This is a genomic window from Hyalangium ruber (genome assembly GCF_034259325.1).
Classification (GTDB): Bacteria; Myxococcota; Myxococcia; order Myxococcales; family Myxococcaceae; genus Hyalangium_A; species Hyalangium_A rubrum.
Genome location: NZ_JAXIVS010000012.1, coordinates 1 through 17103, shown reverse-complemented (window position 1 = coordinate 17103; position 17103 = coordinate 1). Strand labels below are relative to the sequence as shown.

Sequence of the window (17103 nt, the reverse complement as noted above, 5' to 3'; positions counted from 1 at the left end):
TCGGTCCTCCGAGATCAGGCGGCGGAGCTCACGGCGGGGTCGAGCATCGGCTCCGTCCAGAGCAGCAGCGCCGCGTAGCCGCGCCAGGGGCGCCAGGCCTCCGCCATCTGTTCGAGGAGACGAGGCGCAATGGGTACGCCTCCGCCCGCGACCTTGCGCAGGCCGAGATCGGCGGTGGGAAAGGCATCGGGTTCACCCAGGGCGCGCAGGGCGACATAGTGGGCTGTCCACTCGCCGATTCCTGGAAGGGTGACGAGCTGGGCGACGCTGGTGTTGAGGCTCGTGCCCGGCTTCAGCTCGCAGGCACCCGAGGCACAGGCGGCCGCCAGGCCCTTCAATGTCTGGGCGCGCCCGGTGGTGAGCCCGAGGGCCGACAGATCCGCCTGGGCCAGCGCCTCCGGCGTAGGGAAGAGGTGGGTGAGTCCGTTGCGCGCGGCGGCGAGCGGTGTGCCACAGCGCTGGACCACGCGCCCCGAGAGCGTCGTCGCGCCCTTTACGGAGACCTGCTGGCCCAGGACGGCGCGGATCGCCAGCTCGAACGGATCGAACGCACCCGGGACACGTATGCCGCGCGCTCGGGTGAGGCGAGGGCCAATGATGGGATCGCCTCCGAGTGCAGCAGTGATTGCCGCGGGGTCCGCATCCAGATCGAACAGCCTGCGCACGCGCGCCACGATCTGGCGCACGGGCAGTGGGCCGGCTCCCTCGATTCGAACCGACAGGGCGTTCCGTGCGGGCTGATTCGCCACCTCGATCGTACCGGTGCTGTCACCGAGCCGGTAGGTCCGGCGGTAGGTCTCCTCGGTGACTTCCTCGACGCCTGGGATGGCGCGGCCGCTGAGGTAGGCCAGCATGCGATTCCAGTCGAACGGCGGGCGGTAGCCGAGGCGCAGGCAGATGGCAGCAGAGGCCTGGGCTTCGGTGACCTTGGAACCCCGGCGCAGCTCGCTCGGACTGCGCTTGTAGACGGTGCGCACGGCGTCATTGAACCGGCGAAGACTCTGGAAGCCCGCGGCGGTGGCCACCTCGCTTAGTGGCAGCTCGGTCTCGGTGATGAGCTGCTTGGCCACCAGGAGCCGACGATTGCTGGCGACCGCCTGAGGGCTTGCGCCGAGGTGGCGCACGAACAGGCGGTGAAGCTGCCGGGCACCGATGCCGAGGCGCGTGGCGAGCAACTCGACGGAGCCCTCATCGAGAGCGCCTTCTTCGATCAACCTGAGGGCCCGAGCCACGCTGGCCTCGCTTCCAGCCCATGCGGGAGTACCCGGTGCGGTCTCTGGACGGCAGCGCAGACACGAGCGATAGCCCAGGGCTTCGGCGGCGGCCGCGCTCGGAACGAAGATGCAGTTCTCCCGCTTTGGAGTTCGTGCGGGGCACACCGGGCGGCAGTAGATCCGGGTCGTCTTGACGCAGACGAAGAAGCGCCCGTCGAACCGAGCGTCCCGCCCCGTGAGGGCGCGGTAACAGAGGTCCTGATCGAGGAGGACGTGGGGTGCCATGGAGTGGAGTTACCGCATCACTTCGCGGGGCGCTCGCCAGAATCGGACGTCACCATGAGGGTAGGGCTCATGGCTCCTCGGAGGTTGGCAGACGCTCGCGAATCATGATGGGCCAGTAGCAACTGCCTCTCCACTCGTACCAATCCTTCAAGCACGGAGGCTTGTGATCGTTGGTGCGTACCCAGCAGCCTCCATTGATCTCCACGAACTCACGAGCGTCGCAGGGGGCGCGCTTCTGCCCCTTCATCGGGCGGTCGGGCATGTCGAGGCTCACCGCGCGGGACTCGATTGGGTCAACGCCGCCAGGGAGCGCGGAGGCCAGCGCCGTATTGCCCAGGCCCACGCTGCCCCCATCCCGGCCTGACTCTTGAGGTTCCTGGCGGGGCTCAGGGAGGAACTCCTGGGGATACGGAGCAGGCCGCCACAGGCGCAGCACTCCCATTATCCCCAGGAGCGCCACGAGGAGCAGAGGGCGCAGGAGCGGGGTCCACTCGCGCGGGGGACCAGGCCTGCGGGCACGCTCGGTCTTCACCTGGCACGGGTCCAGGGTGATGGGCCTGTCCAACGCTGGCTCCGCGCTGGCAGCGGCCTCTTCCATCTCCTGGGCCAACTGCTCTGCGGTGCCTCGCGCTTGGGGCTCGTCGGAGAGCATGCGCAGGATGAGGCGGTCCAGCACCAGGGCCACCGTGGCCCACTCACTCGGAGCCAACGGCCGCGCAGGGCGTGGACGCTCCGGAGCGTCATGGCAATCCGGGTCAGGGCGAGGCGGTGGGTAGCGTTCAGTCACGAGGCGGTAGGCCATCACCCCCAGAGCATAGATGTCATCCTCCGGGCAGGAGAGGTAGGGGTCCTCGGGGTCCCCGCGGAACCTGGCACGGAAGCGCAACAACTGAGGGCTGCGGTAGGGTTCGGTGCCTGGGGGAATGGCCGTGTCGGTGAGGGGGCGAGCGCCTGGGTACCAGCAGGCGCCGAAGTCCAGCAGGACGGCATGGCCTTCGGCGCTCACCCGTACGTTGTCACCCTTGACATCGCGGTGTACGCCATGCGGATGGGTGGCTTGGAGCGCGCGGGCCACCTGGGCCAGCAGGCGCAGCGCCTGACGTGAGGTGAGCATGCCCTGGGGAGCCCATTTGTAGAGCGGGGTACCTTCCACCCATTGCATCACGAGGTAGGGGAAGTGCCGGCCATGCGGGTCGGTCCACTCACCCGCATCATGCAGCCTCGGTACGTTGGGGTGGTGGATGCGCGAGAGCAGGGCCTTCTCGCGAGCGAAGCGCGCATCTCCCGGAGAGATGGCCACCTTCAGCGCGTGGATGCCAGAGGGGACTCCCTCGGTGTGCTCGACGCGGTAGACCAGGCCATAGCTGCCCCTGTCGACGTATCGGAGCACCCGCCAGGAGCCGATGCGCACGTCCTGCGGAGCCGTGCTGTTCGAGTCAGGGGCGGGGGACATGCGGAGGGCCTCGAGGGTCAGGAGGTCATCCTACCTCATGGGTATGCGGGAACGCATCCGACATAGGAGGTCAGGCGCGGGGCCGTCCAAACCTGTCTGACAACCGGACAGGTTTAGCGAGTCAAAGGAGCCTGTGAGCCGAGGGAGAGCGGGACGGCCGGCGCGGGAGGACCCGTCCGCTGACGGGGGGCCCCGCGCCGAGACGAGGGGCCCGCGACCTGCGTCCCAGACCGTGATCCCGTACTTCGCTCTCTAGCGTGACTTGGAGGTCCGTGTGTCAGTCCAACATGCTCGAGAAGAGCCAGCCGATGGCGTACGAGATGGGATCCGCCGCTGTCCACCCGCCGCCTCCCTGCAGGTAGGTGCCCACCGTGGGCTGGAGGCTCGGGCTGGCGCGGGCCAGCTCCACGCTGTACGGCGCCGAGCCCTGTGGCGCGCAGCTCCCGCAGTAGAGCCGCGTGTCGTACACGAAGGCGTGCTCCAGCTTGAGCTTGCGCTTGCACGTCATGCACTGCGGCTTCTGCAGATTCTGGGGCTCGAGCTTCGGCTTCAGATCCAGCCCGCCGTCGCGCTCCTGCTCGGCCTCCTGCTGCAGGTGCTCCAGCTCGCCCTTGTCCAGCGCCACGCCTCGGCAGTCGGGGCAGACGTCCACCTCGATGCCATGCACCACCGCCACCGACAGCGGCGCCGTGCCGCAATGGGGACACGTGGGCGCGGCATGGCCGCACTTCGAGCACTGGGGAACGTACTCCAAGGGTTCCTTGCAGCCCTTGCACTGGCCATGCTTGCCCCGAGCCCGCGCGATGAGCGCATCCGTGGCCGAGCCTCCCATCACCTTCGCCAGCGCCTCACCCTCGAACCACAGCGCCGAGCACCGGCCACACTTCTCCCGCTGGAGCCCATTGGAGAAGGTGGGCAGCAGCGTTCCGTAGCAGAAGGGACAGGAAGCCATGGCGACTCCGCGCGAGAAGGAGGGCGCGCAGCGTAGCCCACCCGCACCCTCCGCGCCCGGAGCTCAGCTGCGGTGCAGCGGCACCGTGGGCAGCGGCCCCGAGAGCGCGCGCAGGGCCGAGGCCATCCCATCCACCGCCAGGCTCGACTCCGCGGCGCCGTTGCGCAGCGCCGCCTCGGGCATGCCCGGCACCACACAGCTGTCCGGTGACTGCGCGAACGCGAGCCCCCCCGCTCGCCGGATCGCCAGCAGCCCCGTCGCCCCATCCGAACCCATGCCCGTGAGCACCGCGCCGCCCGCCCGGTTGCCGTACGCCCGCGCCAGCGAGTGCAGCAGCGCGTCCCCCAGGGTGCCGTGCAGCGGCGAGATCGGCTCCACGAGCATCTCGCCCGACATGAGCACCTGCATCTGGTGCCCGTCCGGCGGCAGGTACACATAGCCCGCCTGGGGCCGCATGCCCGTGCGCGCCACCTCGATCGGCAGGGGCGAGGCCGCCGAGAGCCACTGGCGCAACCCCGAGGTGAAGCCCACCGAGACATGCTGCGCGATGAACACGGGGTAGGGCAGCGTCGGCGGCAGCAGCGACAGCAGCATCGCCAGCGCCGGCGGCCCACCCGTGGCCGCCACCAGCCCGAAGCCGTTCACCCGCCCCCCGCGCAGCACCGGCGGCGGGCCCGGAGGCGCGATGATGGGCCTGCGGGGCGTGAGCGGCACCCCCGCCATGGAGCGGATGGTGCTGATGAGCTGCGTGCCGAAGCTCGAGATGCCTCCGTTCAACGGCGTGGGCTTGGGCATGACCTCCAGGGCACCGGCCTGCAGCGCGCGGAAGGACATCTCCGCGTCCACCGCGCCAGAGATGACGAGGATGCGGCTCGGCACCTCCGTCATGATCCGCTGAGAGGCTTCGATCCCATCCATGCGCGGCATGCGCACGTCCAGGGTGATGAGGTCCGGTTTGAGCGAGCGCGCCAGCGTCAACGCTTCCGCCCCATCCTGCGCCGTGCCGGCGATGCGGATGTCCGACGCAGGGGCCAGCAGCCCGGAGAACATCTTCAGCATGGTGGGAGAGTCATCCGCGAGGAGGATCTTGATGGGCTTGTTCACGTGCACCTCGGAGGGTCGCTGAAGCTCAGGGACAGAGAATTGTCACAAAGCCTACGTGACGGATTGTATCATCCGGATTCCCTCGGACCTACTCATTAGGTTGGGCTTTACGACACAATCCGGGGTGAAGGGGCGAGGAACTCACACCGTCTCGCACCCGAGAACGCTCGGCGCGCGTTCAGTTCGGCGGAAGGGTGCTTTGGGAGACAGCGCCCGAGAAAGAGCGCAGCGCCGCGGCCATCTGCTCGAGCGACAGCACCACGTCGGTGCCTCCGCCCCGCAGCGCCGCCTCGGGCATGCCCGGCACCACACAGCTCTCCGGCGTCTGCACGAAGGTGAGGCCACCCGCGCGGCGGATCGCCACCAGCCCCGCCGCACCATCCGAGCCCATGCCCGTGAGCACCGCGCCACCGGCCCGGTTGCCGTACACGCGCGCCAGCGAGCTCAGCAGCGTGTCGCCGAGCATCGCGGGCGTGCCCTGCACGGGCTCCACGCGCAGCTCGCCCGTGGGCAGCACCTGCATCTGGTGTCCATCCGGCGGCAGGTACACGTGGCCGCGGTGAGGACGCGTGCCCGACTGCGCCACCTCCAGCCTCAGCGACGAGGCCGCCGAGAGCCACTGGCAGAACCCCGTGGTGAAGCCCTCGGAGACGTGCTGGGCGATGAAGATGGGATACGGAAGGTTGGGCGGCAGCAGCGACAGCACCATGCACAGCGCCGGAGGCCCACCCGTGGCCGCGACCAGCCCGAAGCCATCCACCCGCCCGCCCTTGAGCGGCGCCGCGGGCGTGGGCGCGCTGGCCAGGGTCCGGTTCTGGGCCAGCGGCACATCCGCCATGGAGCGGATGACCTGCACCAGCCGGGTGCCGAACAGCACCAGCCCCTCCTTGCCCGCGCGCGGCTTGGGCATGACCTCCAGGGCGCCGGCCTGCAGCGCGCGAAAGGACATCTCCGCATCCACCGCGCCGGAGATGACCAGGATGCGGCTGGGCGCCTCGGCCATGATGCGCTGAGAGGCTTCGATCCCATCCATGCGCGGCATGCGCACGTCCAGGGTAATGACATCCGGGTGGAGCGAGCGCGCCAGCAGCAGCGCCTCCTCGCCATCCTTCGCCGTGCCGACGATCTGGATCTCCGGCGCCATGGCCAGCAACCCCAGATACATCTTCAGCATGGTGGGGGAGTCATCCGCGAGGAGGACCCGGATCGTCTGGCTCATGGTTTCCCTCGATAATCCGCCAAATGCTTCTTGGCGGAGCTTACCGTATGGGAGTAGCCGGGAAGATTACATCCCCTGCGGAGAGGGAGGTGCAGGTGGGACACCCTCGAGCGCGCGCAGCACGGTGGCCAGGGCCTCGGGGGAGACCCGGTGCTCGGTGGCCTTGTTGCGCAGCGCCGCCTCCGGCATGCCCGCTACCAGACACGTCTCGGGATCCTGCGCGAAGGTGAGGCCACCGGCGCGGCGGATGGCGTTGAGCCCCACGGCTCCCTCCTCGCCCATGCCGCTGAGCACCGCGCCCCCGGCCTGGGCCCCGAAGGCCCGCGACATGGAGGCCAGCAGCAAGTCTCCCGAGGGGAAGGTGCTGCCCGAGGCGCGTTCAATGACGAACTCGCCCTGCATGCCGACGCGCAGGTGGTGACTGTCGGGCGCCAGATAGACGGTGCCCGGCTTGGGCATCTCCGAGGCGCGGGCGATCTCCACCGGCAGGGGCGAGAGCGAGGAGAGCCAGCGGTGCAGGCCCACCGTGAAGCCCGGGGTGATGTGCTGGGCGATGAAGAGGGGGTAGGGCAGGCTGCGCGGCAGCAGCCACAGCAGCGAGGCGAGCGCCGTGGGTCCACCAATGGAGGCCACCAGGCCGAAGCCCGCCACGCGCGTGCCGGGCGTCAGCGTCGGCGCGGTGGAGCGCCCCTCGTTCCGCTGGGTGACCAGGGGTACCTCGGCCAGCAACCGGATGGCCGACAGGAGTCGTACTCCGAAGCGCGCCACGTCCTCGGGCGCACCTTGCGGCTTGGCGATGACCTCCAGGGCGCCGGCCTGCAGCGCGCGGAAGGACAGGTCCGTGTCCGGCGCGCCGGAGACCATGAGGATGCGGCAGGGCGTCTCCGCCATGATGCGCTCGGTGGCGCCCAGGCCGTCCATGCCGGGCATCTGCACATCCAGCGTAATCACGTCCGGCTTGAGCGAGCGCGCCAGCGCCACGGCCTCCTCTCCGTCGCGTGCCGTGCCGACGACGCTCACGTCGGGCTGCGCGGACAGCAAGCGCGTGAGGACCTGGAGCATCGTGGGCGAATCGTCGGTGAGGAGGACTTGAATGGGCTTGCTCATGCGGCTCTCCGGGCTTGGGCCCGTTTCTACCTCATACGTGTGTTGTTCGGCCACGACTCACAGCGTTTCATTGTGCTTCAGCCCGCCTTTCGCTTCCGGTCCCGCTTCGACTTGGGCTCGGGAGCCTTGGGAGGAGGGGTTTCCTGGACCTCCATGGGGGGGAGCGGGAGGGCGGCGGAGGGCCGGGTGGCGGGGAAGGGCGTACCCTCCGTGGGGGGGCGCTCCACCGGGGGTTGCTCCGCGGGCAGCGCGGGCATGCGGATGACGAAGGTACAGCCCTCGCCGGGCCGGCTCTGCACGGAGATGTTGCCGCCGTGGTTCTTGACGATGCGCTGGCAGATGGCGAGCCCCAGGCCGGTGCCCTTCTGCTTGGTGGTGAAGAAGGGCACGAAGATGTGCGGGTGCTGGTCGGAGGGGATGCCCGGCCCGGTGTCGGAGACGTGGACCTCGACGAACTCGGGGGTGCCCCGGAAATCGCCGAAGCGGTCTGGCTTCACCGTGCTGACGGTGATGCGGCCGGCCACCCCGCCAATGGCCTGCACCGCGTTCTGCACCAGGTTGATGAGCACCTGCTTGAGCTGCTCGGCGTCCGCGTCCACGCGCGGCAGCGTGAGGTCCAACTGCACCGCCAGCTCCATCTGCGCGGGCACGTCGTTCTGGATGAGGCGCATGGTGCGCGTCACCACCTCGTTGAGGTCCGTGGGCCCGAAGTTCTGCTTGAGCGGGCGCGCGTAGTCGAGGAACGCCGTCACCACGCCGTTGAGCCGGTTCACCTCCTCGACGATGACCTCCAGGAACTCGCCGTCCTCGCCCGGCAGTTGCTTGGGGTCCAGGCACTGCGCCGCGCCCTTGATGGCGCCCAGGGGGTTGCGAATCTCATGGGCCAGGCCCGCCGCCATCTCGCCCAGGGCCGCCAGGCGGTCGCGCTCGCGGATCTTCTCGTAGAGCTTGGAGTTCTCCAGCACCGTGGCCAGGCGCTCGGCCACCGTGAGGATGAGGGCGATCTCGTCCGAGGCGTAGGCCTCTGGCACGCGCTCGTCATACAGGTTGAGGAAGCCGATGACGCGATCGTTGCCCACCAGCGGCACGGAGATGCCGGCCTTCATCTGCAGCAGGGCGGCGCGGGTGTCCTGCAGGCGTTTGATCTCGTCGCGCTGGCGCTTGCCCTCGGCGGCCTGGAGCTTGAGGGCCTGGAGCCGGTGCTCCACGTTCTCCAGCAGCACCGCCTTCTGACCCGAGGCGGCCGCCAGCAGCAGCCCGCGCGCGGCGGCCGTGTCCAGCACGTTCTCCGGCGGCGGGCCGCGCGAGTCGAACAACCGATAGCCCGGCCGGTCCTCGGCCAGCAGGTACACGGAGGTGTGGGTGGCGCGGCCCGTCTCGTGGATGGCGTCGAGCATCATCCGCGTCACCTCGGAGATGTCGATGACGGTGGCCATGCGCGCCCGCAGCGCGCTGAGCACCCGCAGCAGCTCGAAGCGTTCGCGGAAGAAGATGGCCACCACGCGCTCCTCCACCTTCACGCGCAGCGGCTCCATCAGGATGATGATGACGAAGGCGGCCACCACCGTGTTGAAGATGAACAGCGAGGTGTTCTGCTGAACCCACGCGGTGAGCACCGTGAAGACGGCGGCGAGGATGATGGCCAGCACCGTCTGCGAGGCGATCTTCCCCAGCAGCTCGTGCAGGTCCATCAGCCGCAGCCGCAGCAGCGTCTGGGCCAGGAAGAAGAGGTAGAGCGTGGAGAGGATGGGCCCCAGCGGGGGCAGGGGGATGTCGTAGCGCCGGTCGATGAGATCCAGCGCCGTGAAGAGGATGGAGGCTCCGGCGCCGATGGCGAGGTACATCAGCCGGAAGCGTTCGATTCGCGACTCCTGGCTGCGCAGGCGGTGCAGCAGCAGGCTGACCGAGGTGAGCAGGGTGCCCAGGATCCACACGCCGATGGCGAAGCGCGCCCAGGTGCGCTCGGCCAGGGGGGTGACCGCCACCGCCAGGCCGAACACGGCCGACAGCAGGGCGAGCCGCCGACCCAGCATGTAGGTGCCCTTGGAGACCCCCAGGAACTCCAGGAAGAAGGCCACGGCGGTGAAGGGCACCGCCGAGGCCAGCAGGATGGTGAGGCCCACGGCCACCCGCGCCACCCAGGGGTAGGTGGGGGAGGGGAAGATGCCGGTGAAGAAGAGGGAGAGGTAGTAGCCCGCCACCGTCAGGGCGAAGACGGAATACAGTGTCACCACCCGCGTCCTGCCTGGTCGCAGGAGCATGGACAGGCCGAGCGCCAGGCCGACCAAGGAAGCAAACACAGCGCTCTGAGTTCGAATGTCCATGTGGGGGAGAACAGTCTAACCTGTGAACAGGTCCGGAAATTTTTCGATCGTCTCCCGTTGTCCTCGGGCGTGTCCGAGCGCATTCACCAGGGCCACCGGCCCCCTCCCATGAAATCCGCCCTCTCGTTCATCGCTCTCGCCTCCTTCGCGACCCTGGCCTCCGCGCAGCCCGTGGCTTCCGAGCCCACGAGCGCGCCCCAGCCCTCCACGGACGGTGCTCCCTCCGAGGCGCTCCTGGCCCCGGTGCCGGAGTCGGAGAAGACGCCGCTGCCCTCCGGGTACGTGGAGATCTTCAACCCGGCCTTCCCGATGCCCGTGGTGCAGGTGCCGCTCAAGCCGGTGGAGGCGCCCAAGGGCCGAGCCTACGGGCTGGACGAGCTGGCGCCGTACTTCGCCGAGGGCAAGAAGAAGGAGGCCAAGGAGGCCTTCGATCGGGGCTTCTACCTCAAGGCGCGCACGCTGCTGGAGGGCGAGGGCAACTCGCCGCCGGTGCGCTACCTGCGCGCCCTGAGCGCGGTGCGGGGCGGGGATGATGTCCGCGCGGCCAAGGAGATGGCGGAGCTGGCCGAGGACTACCCGGCGATGAAGGACCGGTGCCTGACGCACGCGGGCGTGGCGCTCGAGGCGCTGGGGCGCTTCGACGAGGCGGCGGCGGTGCTGGCGCGCGTGTCCGAGGACTCGAAGCTGTACGTGGACTCGCGCCTGGGGCTGGGGCGGGTGCTGCGCAAGAAGAAGGACTACGCGGGGGCCATGGCAGCGCTGGAGCCGCTGGCGTCCCGGCCGGCCCCCATGTTCGGCCGCAACGTGGGCGCCGAGGCGCTCATGGCCACCGCGGACATCGCCGTGGAGAAGAAGGATCGCGAGAAGGAGCGCGAGGCGCTGTGGCGGTTGTGGGCGCGCTATCCGCTCTCGGCGCTGACGAAGCAGGCCGAGCGCCGGCTCAAGGGGCTCAAGCCGCCGGTGGAGGCGCAGGTGATTCGCGCCGAGCAGCTCATCGAGCTGCACCGCAACAAGCAGGGCCTGGCGGTGCTGCAGCCGCTGCTGGCGGGGCTGAAGCTGCCGGATCCGGTCGCCTGCCGCGCGCACTTCGCCTACGGCAAGGGCCTGCGCAAGGAGCGCCAGCACACGGCCGCCATCGGCACGCTGAGCGCGGTGGTGGACAAGTGCCAGGACGCGGACCTGCTGCCTCGGGCGCTGTACGTGCTGGGCTCGTCGCGTTCCATCGTGGACCAGCGGCGGGGCTCGGAGACGTACGAGCGGCTGGCGCGGGAGTTCCCCGGCCACTCGTTCGCGGATGACGCGCTCTTCTACGCGGCGGACCTGTACGTGAAGACGGAGCAGCCGGCGCAGGCGCAGGCGCGGCTGGAGGAGCTGGAGCGCAACTACTCCCAGGGGGACTTCCTGGGCGAGGCGCTCTTCAAGGCGTATTGGATTGCCCGCACCTCGGGGGCGCCGGATGGCGGGGTGGCCATCCTGGAACGGATCGAGAAGCGCTTCGCGGACGCGGACGAGACGTATGACGTGGAGCGCGCCCAGTACTGGCGGGCGCGGACGCTGCAGGAGCGCGGGGACGTGACGGGGGCGGTGGCGCTCTTCGAGAAGATCGCGGTGGAGCACCCGGCCACCTACTACGGGCTGATGGCGCGGGCGCAGCTGGGCGAGGTGGACAAGGAGCGGCTGGCGCGTCTTGCCCCGCAGCTCATCTTCTCCGAGCCGGCCGAGAGCCCCTGGCCGATGCACGCCGGGACGGTGATGGAGAAGGATCCGCACTTCCTGGCGGGCGTGGAGCTGCTGCGCCTGGGGTTCCCGGAGGCGGTGGCCTCGGAGCTGCTGGCGGTGAACCGCAACGGGCAGCCGGCCGAGGCGGTGCGGCTGCTGGTCCATCTGCTGTCCATGGCCGGAGACGAGCGCGCCGCGCACGCGGTGGCGCGCGTGGCGCTGCGCAGGGACCTGGGCGGTCGGATTACGCCGAGGACGCGGCCGGTGTGGGAGATCGCCTATCCGAACGCGTACCGGGAGCTGATCGAGAAGCACACGAAGGATGCGGGCGTGGAGCCGGATCTGCTCCAGGCGCTGATGCGCGAGGAGAGCGCGCTGGATCCGAAGGCGCTCTCGTGGGCGGGGGCGATGGGGCTCACGCAGTTGATGCCGGCCACGGCGAAGGCGACGGCGGCGCAGTTGAAGATCAAGCGCTTCAGCGTCGACTCGCTGTACCAGCCGGACGTGAACATCCGCCTGGGGGCGCACCACCTGGGCGAGCTGGTGAAGCGGTTCAACGGGAACACCCCGTTCGCGGTGGGCAGCTACAACGCGGGGGCGGGGGCGGTGAACCGCTGGCGCTCCGATCGCAAGGGCGTGCCGCTGGACGCGTGGGTGGAGGAAGTGCCGATCGCCGAGACGCGCGGCTACATCAAGCGCGTGCTGCGCTCGTACAACACCTACCAGCTGCTCTACGGGCGTCCCAGCAAGGTGCCCGTGGTGCAGTCCGCGGGGCTGGGGCAGCCCGGTCGCTAGGGGAGCGGTTTCAACTCAGGGCGCCGTCCTGGTTTGAGGTGGCGCTCGGGGTCGTAGAAGCACTCGGGGCCCAGGTGCGAGATGAGCTGACGCTCGACCGCTGTGGCCTCGGGTGTACCTGCCTGGGTGGGAAGTTCGTAGGGCTGCACGAGGACGATGTCCTCGCCAAGGTTCTGCTTGAACTGGGCGGGCAGTGCGTTCAGGCGGGCGCCAAACATGTGGACGAAGGGCGGGCCGAAGAAGTTGCGCCAGAGCAGTCCCGCGAGCCCCTCGCTGTAGTCGCTCACGGTAAAGGTAAGCGTCTCTCCTGCGTTGTCCTGAACCCAGCGCTGGGTCTTCCCCTTGAAGTCTTCTTTGAGGGCAGAGACCGCGAGTGGTGCATCGAGCCGTCGCATGACCTCCACCACCTCGCGCAGGTGCCTGTCTCGCTAGGTCTGCTGGGCGGCTACGGAAGCAGAGGTCATCCAAGTGAGAGTCCCCGCGAAAGGAGAGTCTGGAGCTTTCGCGGACACCAGCAAGAGGAAGTCCTTGTCCGTTGGCCCAGCCACGGTGAGCGCCCGCAGCTCTTCATAGATGGCCACGAGCCGGCCGTAGTCGAGATGCTCCGGATCCAGCGGCGTGTCCAGGGTCGCAAACCCGCAGCGAGCAGGACGGAACCAGCGGTACTTTTCGAGGATCAGCTCGAGCAGTTCCCGCACGGTCACGCCTGTCAGGACGGAGGCAGGAAGGCCGATGCGGGTCATCAAGGATTTCATCTGTCGGCCCCTCTTCAAGGGGGCGGAGCCACAGCTCCATGTGCCCACCATACAGGCGTACATAGAGCAGCATCGCTTCCAGGTTCCCAGTAAGCGCCAGTGCTTTCCGCGCCTTCACCTCGATGAAGTGGCTGAGCCGCGGTCAAGGATGCGGCTCGCAGTCACGTCGTGACGAAGCTAACGGCTCGGGTGGGGCTTCCTGAGCTGGTCTGCGGTGCCCCTGCGCGCTCGCAGAACCTGCTACCGTTCGCCCAATTCAGGAGGTCACCCACCTTTGAGCCAACCTGCTAGATTGGCCCTTGTGCTCGCGGTCTTGTGGGGAGCTGCGGCACGGGGAGAGCTACCATTGAGCAGCCGTGCGAAGCGAGAGCGGCCCGTCGCGGTCGTCGGCAAACCCGACGAGCCCCCGCCCGAGATCCACGTCGCGGCGGACTCGCCCACGGTTCTACTCTTCCCCGCAGACATCCAGCCGAAGACTCTGACGGTCGACGAGTCGCGGATCCGGGTGCTGGACACGGGCAAGCGCTCGATCATCGTCCAAGCTGCCGCCGATTACCGGGCCGACGAGCGGCACGAGATCGCGGTCTTCTTCGCGGATGGGCAGGCGCCCGCTCGGGCCGCGTTCGTGCTCGTGATGGGCCCCGTCTATGTCGACTCTCGGATCGACGTGCAGCGCCCCGAACTGCCGACCAGCCCCTGTCCGGCCGAAGTGCAGCGCGCCGACCCCTGGCCCGAAGATTTCGTCTTGCGCGGATACGTGAACAGGCGCGGCGTTCTGACCGCCGTCGTGCCGAAGGTCACGGGCAGCGCGCAGGGCTTTTCTTCCGAGCAAGGCGTCTCGTATCGCGGCAACGGCTGGGCAATCGTCGCGGTCCGGATCCGCAACGTGCGATCCCCGTGGACGCCGCGCGAAGTGGTGCTCAAGAGCAAGGCGGGAGAGACCTTGCGCGCACGCCTTGTGACGGATGAGCAAGGCCCGGTTGCGACGGGGGACTTCGTGCGTGTGCTCGCCGTGCTCGACACAGAGCCCCCGAGCGTTGGGCTTGTCGTCACCCTGGAAGTGCTCAGCGATGAGGGTCTCAGCTTCGTGATTCCACGCGTGACGCTTCCGAGTCTGGCAATGGAGGGCAAGCAATGACCGCGCGCCTTGTCAGGCTGCCGTCGGGCGCCTCTCTCGACGGCTGGCACGTCCTAGGAGAACTCGGCAACGGCGGTTTTGCCATCGTCTATCTCGCCGAAAAGAACGGGCAGCGTCGCGCGCTGAAGGTGGCGCGGCACCGCGACGCGAGCGGGGACGACAAGCAAACCCATGGCCGCGTGATGCGCGAGTTGACCGCGCTTCTGCTGCTCGATCACCCGAACATCATCCGGCATCGCGGCTACGGGTACGCCGAAAGTGGGAACGTCTATCTCGCGCTCGATTACGTCGACGGCTGGACGCTCGGCGAGTGGAAAGAGCGCAAGCACCCTACCTTTCACGAAGTCCTGCGGGTCTTCGTGAAGCTCGCCGACGCGCTCGTCTACATACACAGCCGGGGCATCCTTCACCGAGATTTGAAGCTCGCCAACGTGCTGATCCGGAAGACCGACGGCGAGCCGGTGATCATCGACTTTAGCTGTGCGACCTATACACAAGCGGCGGATCTGACCGAGAGCGGACTTCCCCCCGGAACCGATCGCTTCCGTGCGCCCGAGCAATTCAGGTTCCTGCGCGAGCACAGAGACGAGCACCGGGGCCGCTATGCCTTCCAGGTGGCCGACGAGATCTTCGCCGTGGGCGCGATGCTCTACGAACTGCTGACAGATCCGCGACCGACGGAAGCGCGCCCGCGCGAGTCGCTCAACAACCCGGCCGCGATGCCTCCACCTACCCGAGGGCTCAACCCGCGCGTTCCCGAAGCGCTCAGCGACCTAGTCGAAAGCATCCTGTCGCGCGACCCCAAGCGGCGACCCGTCGACACCGAAGCCCTGCGGCGGGAGCTTGCCGAGTTGCTGGCGGATCCGGGGGCTGACTACCAAGCGCACGCGCATGCCCCGTCAGAACAGCGTCAGCCAGAGTCGCTCGCCGGTGCTGAACCTGCCGAGTTGCACGCGCCGAGCAGACGCAGGGGGCTCGCGGTTGGCGCGGTCGCTGCCGTCGTGCTCGCTGCTGTCGTGGCACTCTGGATGCTTCCCGGTGCGCCACCACTTCCAGGAGCTACGCCGGGCCCGCCGCCCGTAACGGCTTCCCCTGCTATGTCACCCGCCCCTGCGCCTGTGGAGTTCACAGGCTCGGTAATCGCCCCCGAACAAAAGGAAGGTGCAACCTTGACGACACAGCCGACCGAAGCCCCGAAGCAAGCACTCGGCCCGCGCGAGCGCGGCCAGAAGACGACCCCAAGCGCGGATGTGTGCAAGGGGTTGACGCTCGCCGCCGCTATCGCTGCCGGATGCACCGGAGCCCAAATCAGGCCCGAGCCGTTCACCTGCCCCGAAGGTGCTCGGCGCGCGATGCGTGAGCTTCGCTGGAACGACAGCGACCGTTTTAGCCTTCAAATCGACGACAGACACGGGACGGATGACAACATTTGGTTGCGCCCGGGTGACACGGTCGTCGGCGTTGTTCCCCAGGACGTGCGCGGGCAGCAGGTAGCGCCCCCGGGGACGCAGTTTCTCGGCGGGAAGGTCTACGTATGGCCCGATAAAACGAACAGCGGCATGGCGGGGCGGGTCGTCGTGAAGTTTGAGCGCGCGAAGCTGCCGCGACAGGAAGAGGTTCCCGTGTGCGTCGTCGTGGACACGCACGCCGACGAGCTGAAAGACGGTGCCGGTAGAACCTGGAATCGCGACGTCGGGTTAGCGGTCGACTTCTGGCCGTGAGTCCCGCCGCAAAGCGACGTGTGAGGTAGGCGGTCATTTTTCGCGGGCAGGCTCGGGACGGTCTCCGACCTTGCAGGGCGTTCCAATCGGCCCCATGCATTGGGTAACTGGATCTTGTCTCGCGCTGGTACGGTGTCCGCGCGAGCGAGAGGAGGATCGAGCATGGCAGCAATCGAGTTCAGGATTCCCAAGGGGGCGGTTCTGTTCACCGACGGGGACGGCGTTGGTTACGAATTCCGCGAAGATTTGGGCGAGGCGCATCACGGCCTGAGCCTCTTTCTGATGCGGCGTCGCTCGCCGGAAGGGCACCCGCGCGGGAAGGTCCTGGTCAAGGCGGTCGGGAGTCCGCGCGGCGGGCCTCAGGAAGGGCTGCGCTTCGACAAGGCAAGGGCGAAGCTCGAAGAGCAAGTGCGGCTCGCAAAGTACCTTCAGCACCCGGGGATCGTACGCGTCCACGGCATGCACAAGACGGAATCGGCTTGGTACGTGATCACCGACCATCCGTCAGGGCAGGATCTTGATTACCTGATGGGGCTCGCGACCGAGGTCGATCGCTGGTTCTCGCCCTTTTTCACGCTGTACGTCGGCGCGGCGGTCGCGAGTGCCCTTGAACATGCGCACAAGGCGAAGGATGCACAGGGGAACCCCTTGGGCATCGTCCACCGGACGATCGACTTGGGGCACGTCTTTGTCGACTGGGAGGGCCGGGTCCAGGTCTCCGACTTCGGTCTCGCGTTCTCCAATCTGCCGAAGCGCGTCGTCTCGACCTATCGCCGCCCGCAGGGCGACGCCTACTTCGCAGCGCCCGAAGTGCTGCTAGGCGGTCGTGGGGATGCTCGCTCGGACATCTTCGCGCTCGGGCTCGTCATGCTCGAAATGTCCACAGCTATAGCGTCTCAGGAAAGTAATGTCCGAGCGGAAGAGCCAGGGTAGCTTGGCAGGATGCGCAGTCGAGGCTCGCCCGAAGAGTTGGAGCATCGGCGCTGGCTGGCCATCCAGCGCTTGGTGGAGGGATACGCTCCCGATGAGGTAGCGGAGTTCCTCGGTGTGGATGTTCGGTCCGTGCGCCGGTGGCTCGCAGCCTTCCGCAGCGGCGGTGCCTCCGCCATCGCGGCGCAGCCTGTGCCTGGACGCCCGCGGAAGCTGACGCGTACTCAGGAGAAGATTGTGGAGCGCTGGTTGAGCGAAAGGCCGACGGACTACGGCTTTCCCACGGAGCTGTGGACCTGCACGCGCCTGGCCCACCTCATCCTCGAGGAATTCGGGGTGTCCTTTCATCCAGGCTACCTGGCCACCTGGCTGCGCCAACGTGACTTC

General features: G+C 68.3%; 14 protein-coding genes. 5 read left to right on the top strand and 9 right to left on the bottom strand.

Annotated features, from left to right (window positions below):
- Positions 1-14: 14 nt before the first annotated feature.
- The 7 genes from SYV04_RS29830 to SYV04_RS29800 all read right to left on the bottom strand — a co-directional run bounded on the left by SYV04_RS29830 (position 15) and on the right by SYV04_RS29800 (position 9658).
- Positions 15-1499, bottom strand: a complete 1485-nt coding sequence (locus SYV04_RS29830) for an AlkA N-terminal domain-containing protein (protein WP_321549357.1) — start codon at positions 1497-1499, stop codon at positions 15-17.
- 67 nt (positions 1500-1566) lie between these two features.
- Positions 1567-2952 (bottom strand): serine/threonine-protein kinase, encoded by a 1386-nt coding sequence (locus SYV04_RS29825; protein WP_321549356.1) that lies wholly within the window; start codon positions 2950-2952, stop codon positions 1567-1569.
- Between the two features lie 277 nt (positions 2953-3229).
- On the bottom strand, positions 3230-3904 hold the full coding sequence (locus SYV04_RS29820; protein ID WP_321549355.1) for a TFIIB-type zinc ribbon-containing protein: 675 nt from the start codon (positions 3902-3904) through the stop codon (positions 3230-3232).
- Positions 3905-3967: 63 nt separating this feature from the next.
- On the bottom strand, positions 3968-5008 hold the full coding sequence (locus SYV04_RS29815) for a chemotaxis protein CheB (RefSeq protein ID WP_321549354.1): 1041 nt from the start codon (positions 5006-5008) through the stop codon (positions 3968-3970).
- 178 nt (positions 5009-5186) lie between these two features.
- Complete coding sequence (locus tag SYV04_RS29810; protein WP_321549353.1) at positions 5187-6227, bottom strand: chemotaxis protein CheB; 1041 nt, start codon at positions 6225-6227, stop codon at positions 5187-5189.
- Positions 6228-6293: 66 nt separating this feature from the next.
- Positions 6294-7334, bottom strand: coding sequence for a chemotaxis protein CheB (locus tag SYV04_RS29805; protein WP_321549352.1), 1041 nt, complete (start codon positions 7332-7334; stop codon positions 6294-6296).
- A 77-nt stretch (positions 7335-7411) separates the two neighbouring features.
- Positions 7412-9658, bottom strand: a complete 2247-nt coding sequence (locus SYV04_RS29800; protein ID WP_321549351.1) for an ATP-binding protein — start codon at positions 9656-9658, stop codon at positions 7412-7414.
- 108 nt (positions 9659-9766) lie between these two features.
- On the opposite strand from SYV04_RS29800, the gene SYV04_RS29795 reads away from it, so the two are divergent.
- Positions 9767-12172: a transglycosylase SLT domain-containing protein gene (locus SYV04_RS29795; protein ID WP_321549350.1), complete on the top strand. Its 2406-nt coding sequence runs from the start codon at positions 9767-9769 to the stop codon at positions 12170-12172.
- On the opposite strand, the gene SYV04_RS29790 is transcribed toward SYV04_RS29795, so the two are convergent.
- Together SYV04_RS29790 and SYV04_RS29785 are read right to left on the bottom strand one after the other, a co-directional pair.
- On the bottom strand, positions 12169-12567 hold the full coding sequence (locus tag SYV04_RS29790; RefSeq protein WP_321549349.1) for a hypothetical protein: 399 nt from the start codon (positions 12565-12567) through the stop codon (positions 12169-12171). The two genes, SYV04_RS29795 and SYV04_RS29790, sit on opposite strands and share 4 nt — an antisense overlap.
- Before the next feature lie 33 nt (positions 12568-12600).
- Positions 12601-12915 carry a hypothetical protein gene (locus SYV04_RS29785; protein ID WP_321549348.1) on the bottom strand — a complete coding sequence of 105 codons (315 nt, stop codon included), beginning with the start codon at positions 12913-12915 and terminating at the stop codon, positions 12601-12603.
- Between the two features lie 226 nt (positions 12916-13141).
- On the opposite strand from SYV04_RS29785, the gene SYV04_RS29780 reads away from it, so the two are divergent.
- The 4 genes from SYV04_RS29780 to SYV04_RS43805 form a co-directional block, all read left to right on the top strand.
- The gene (locus SYV04_RS29780; protein WP_321549347.1) at positions 13142-14065 is read left to right on the top strand and encodes a DUF2381 family protein; all 924 of its coding nucleotides are present in this window, start codon (positions 13142-13144) and stop codon (positions 14063-14065) included.
- A complete protein-coding gene (locus SYV04_RS29775; protein WP_321549346.1) occupies positions 14062-15786 on the top strand; it encodes a serine/threonine protein kinase in 1725 nt (574 codons plus the stop codon). The genes SYV04_RS29780 and SYV04_RS29775 overlap by 4 nt, the downstream gene beginning before the upstream one ends.
- A 162-nt stretch (positions 15787-15948) precedes the next feature.
- Positions 15949-16719: a serine/threonine protein kinase gene (locus SYV04_RS29770; RefSeq protein WP_321549345.1), complete on the top strand. Its 771-nt coding sequence runs from the start codon at positions 15949-15951 to the stop codon at positions 16717-16719.
- A 9-nt stretch (positions 16720-16728) separates the two neighbouring features.
- Positions 16729-17103, top strand: a 375-nt coding sequence (locus SYV04_RS43805; protein WP_422723982.1) for a helix-turn-helix domain-containing protein, incomplete at its 3' end; no start/stop codon positions are given.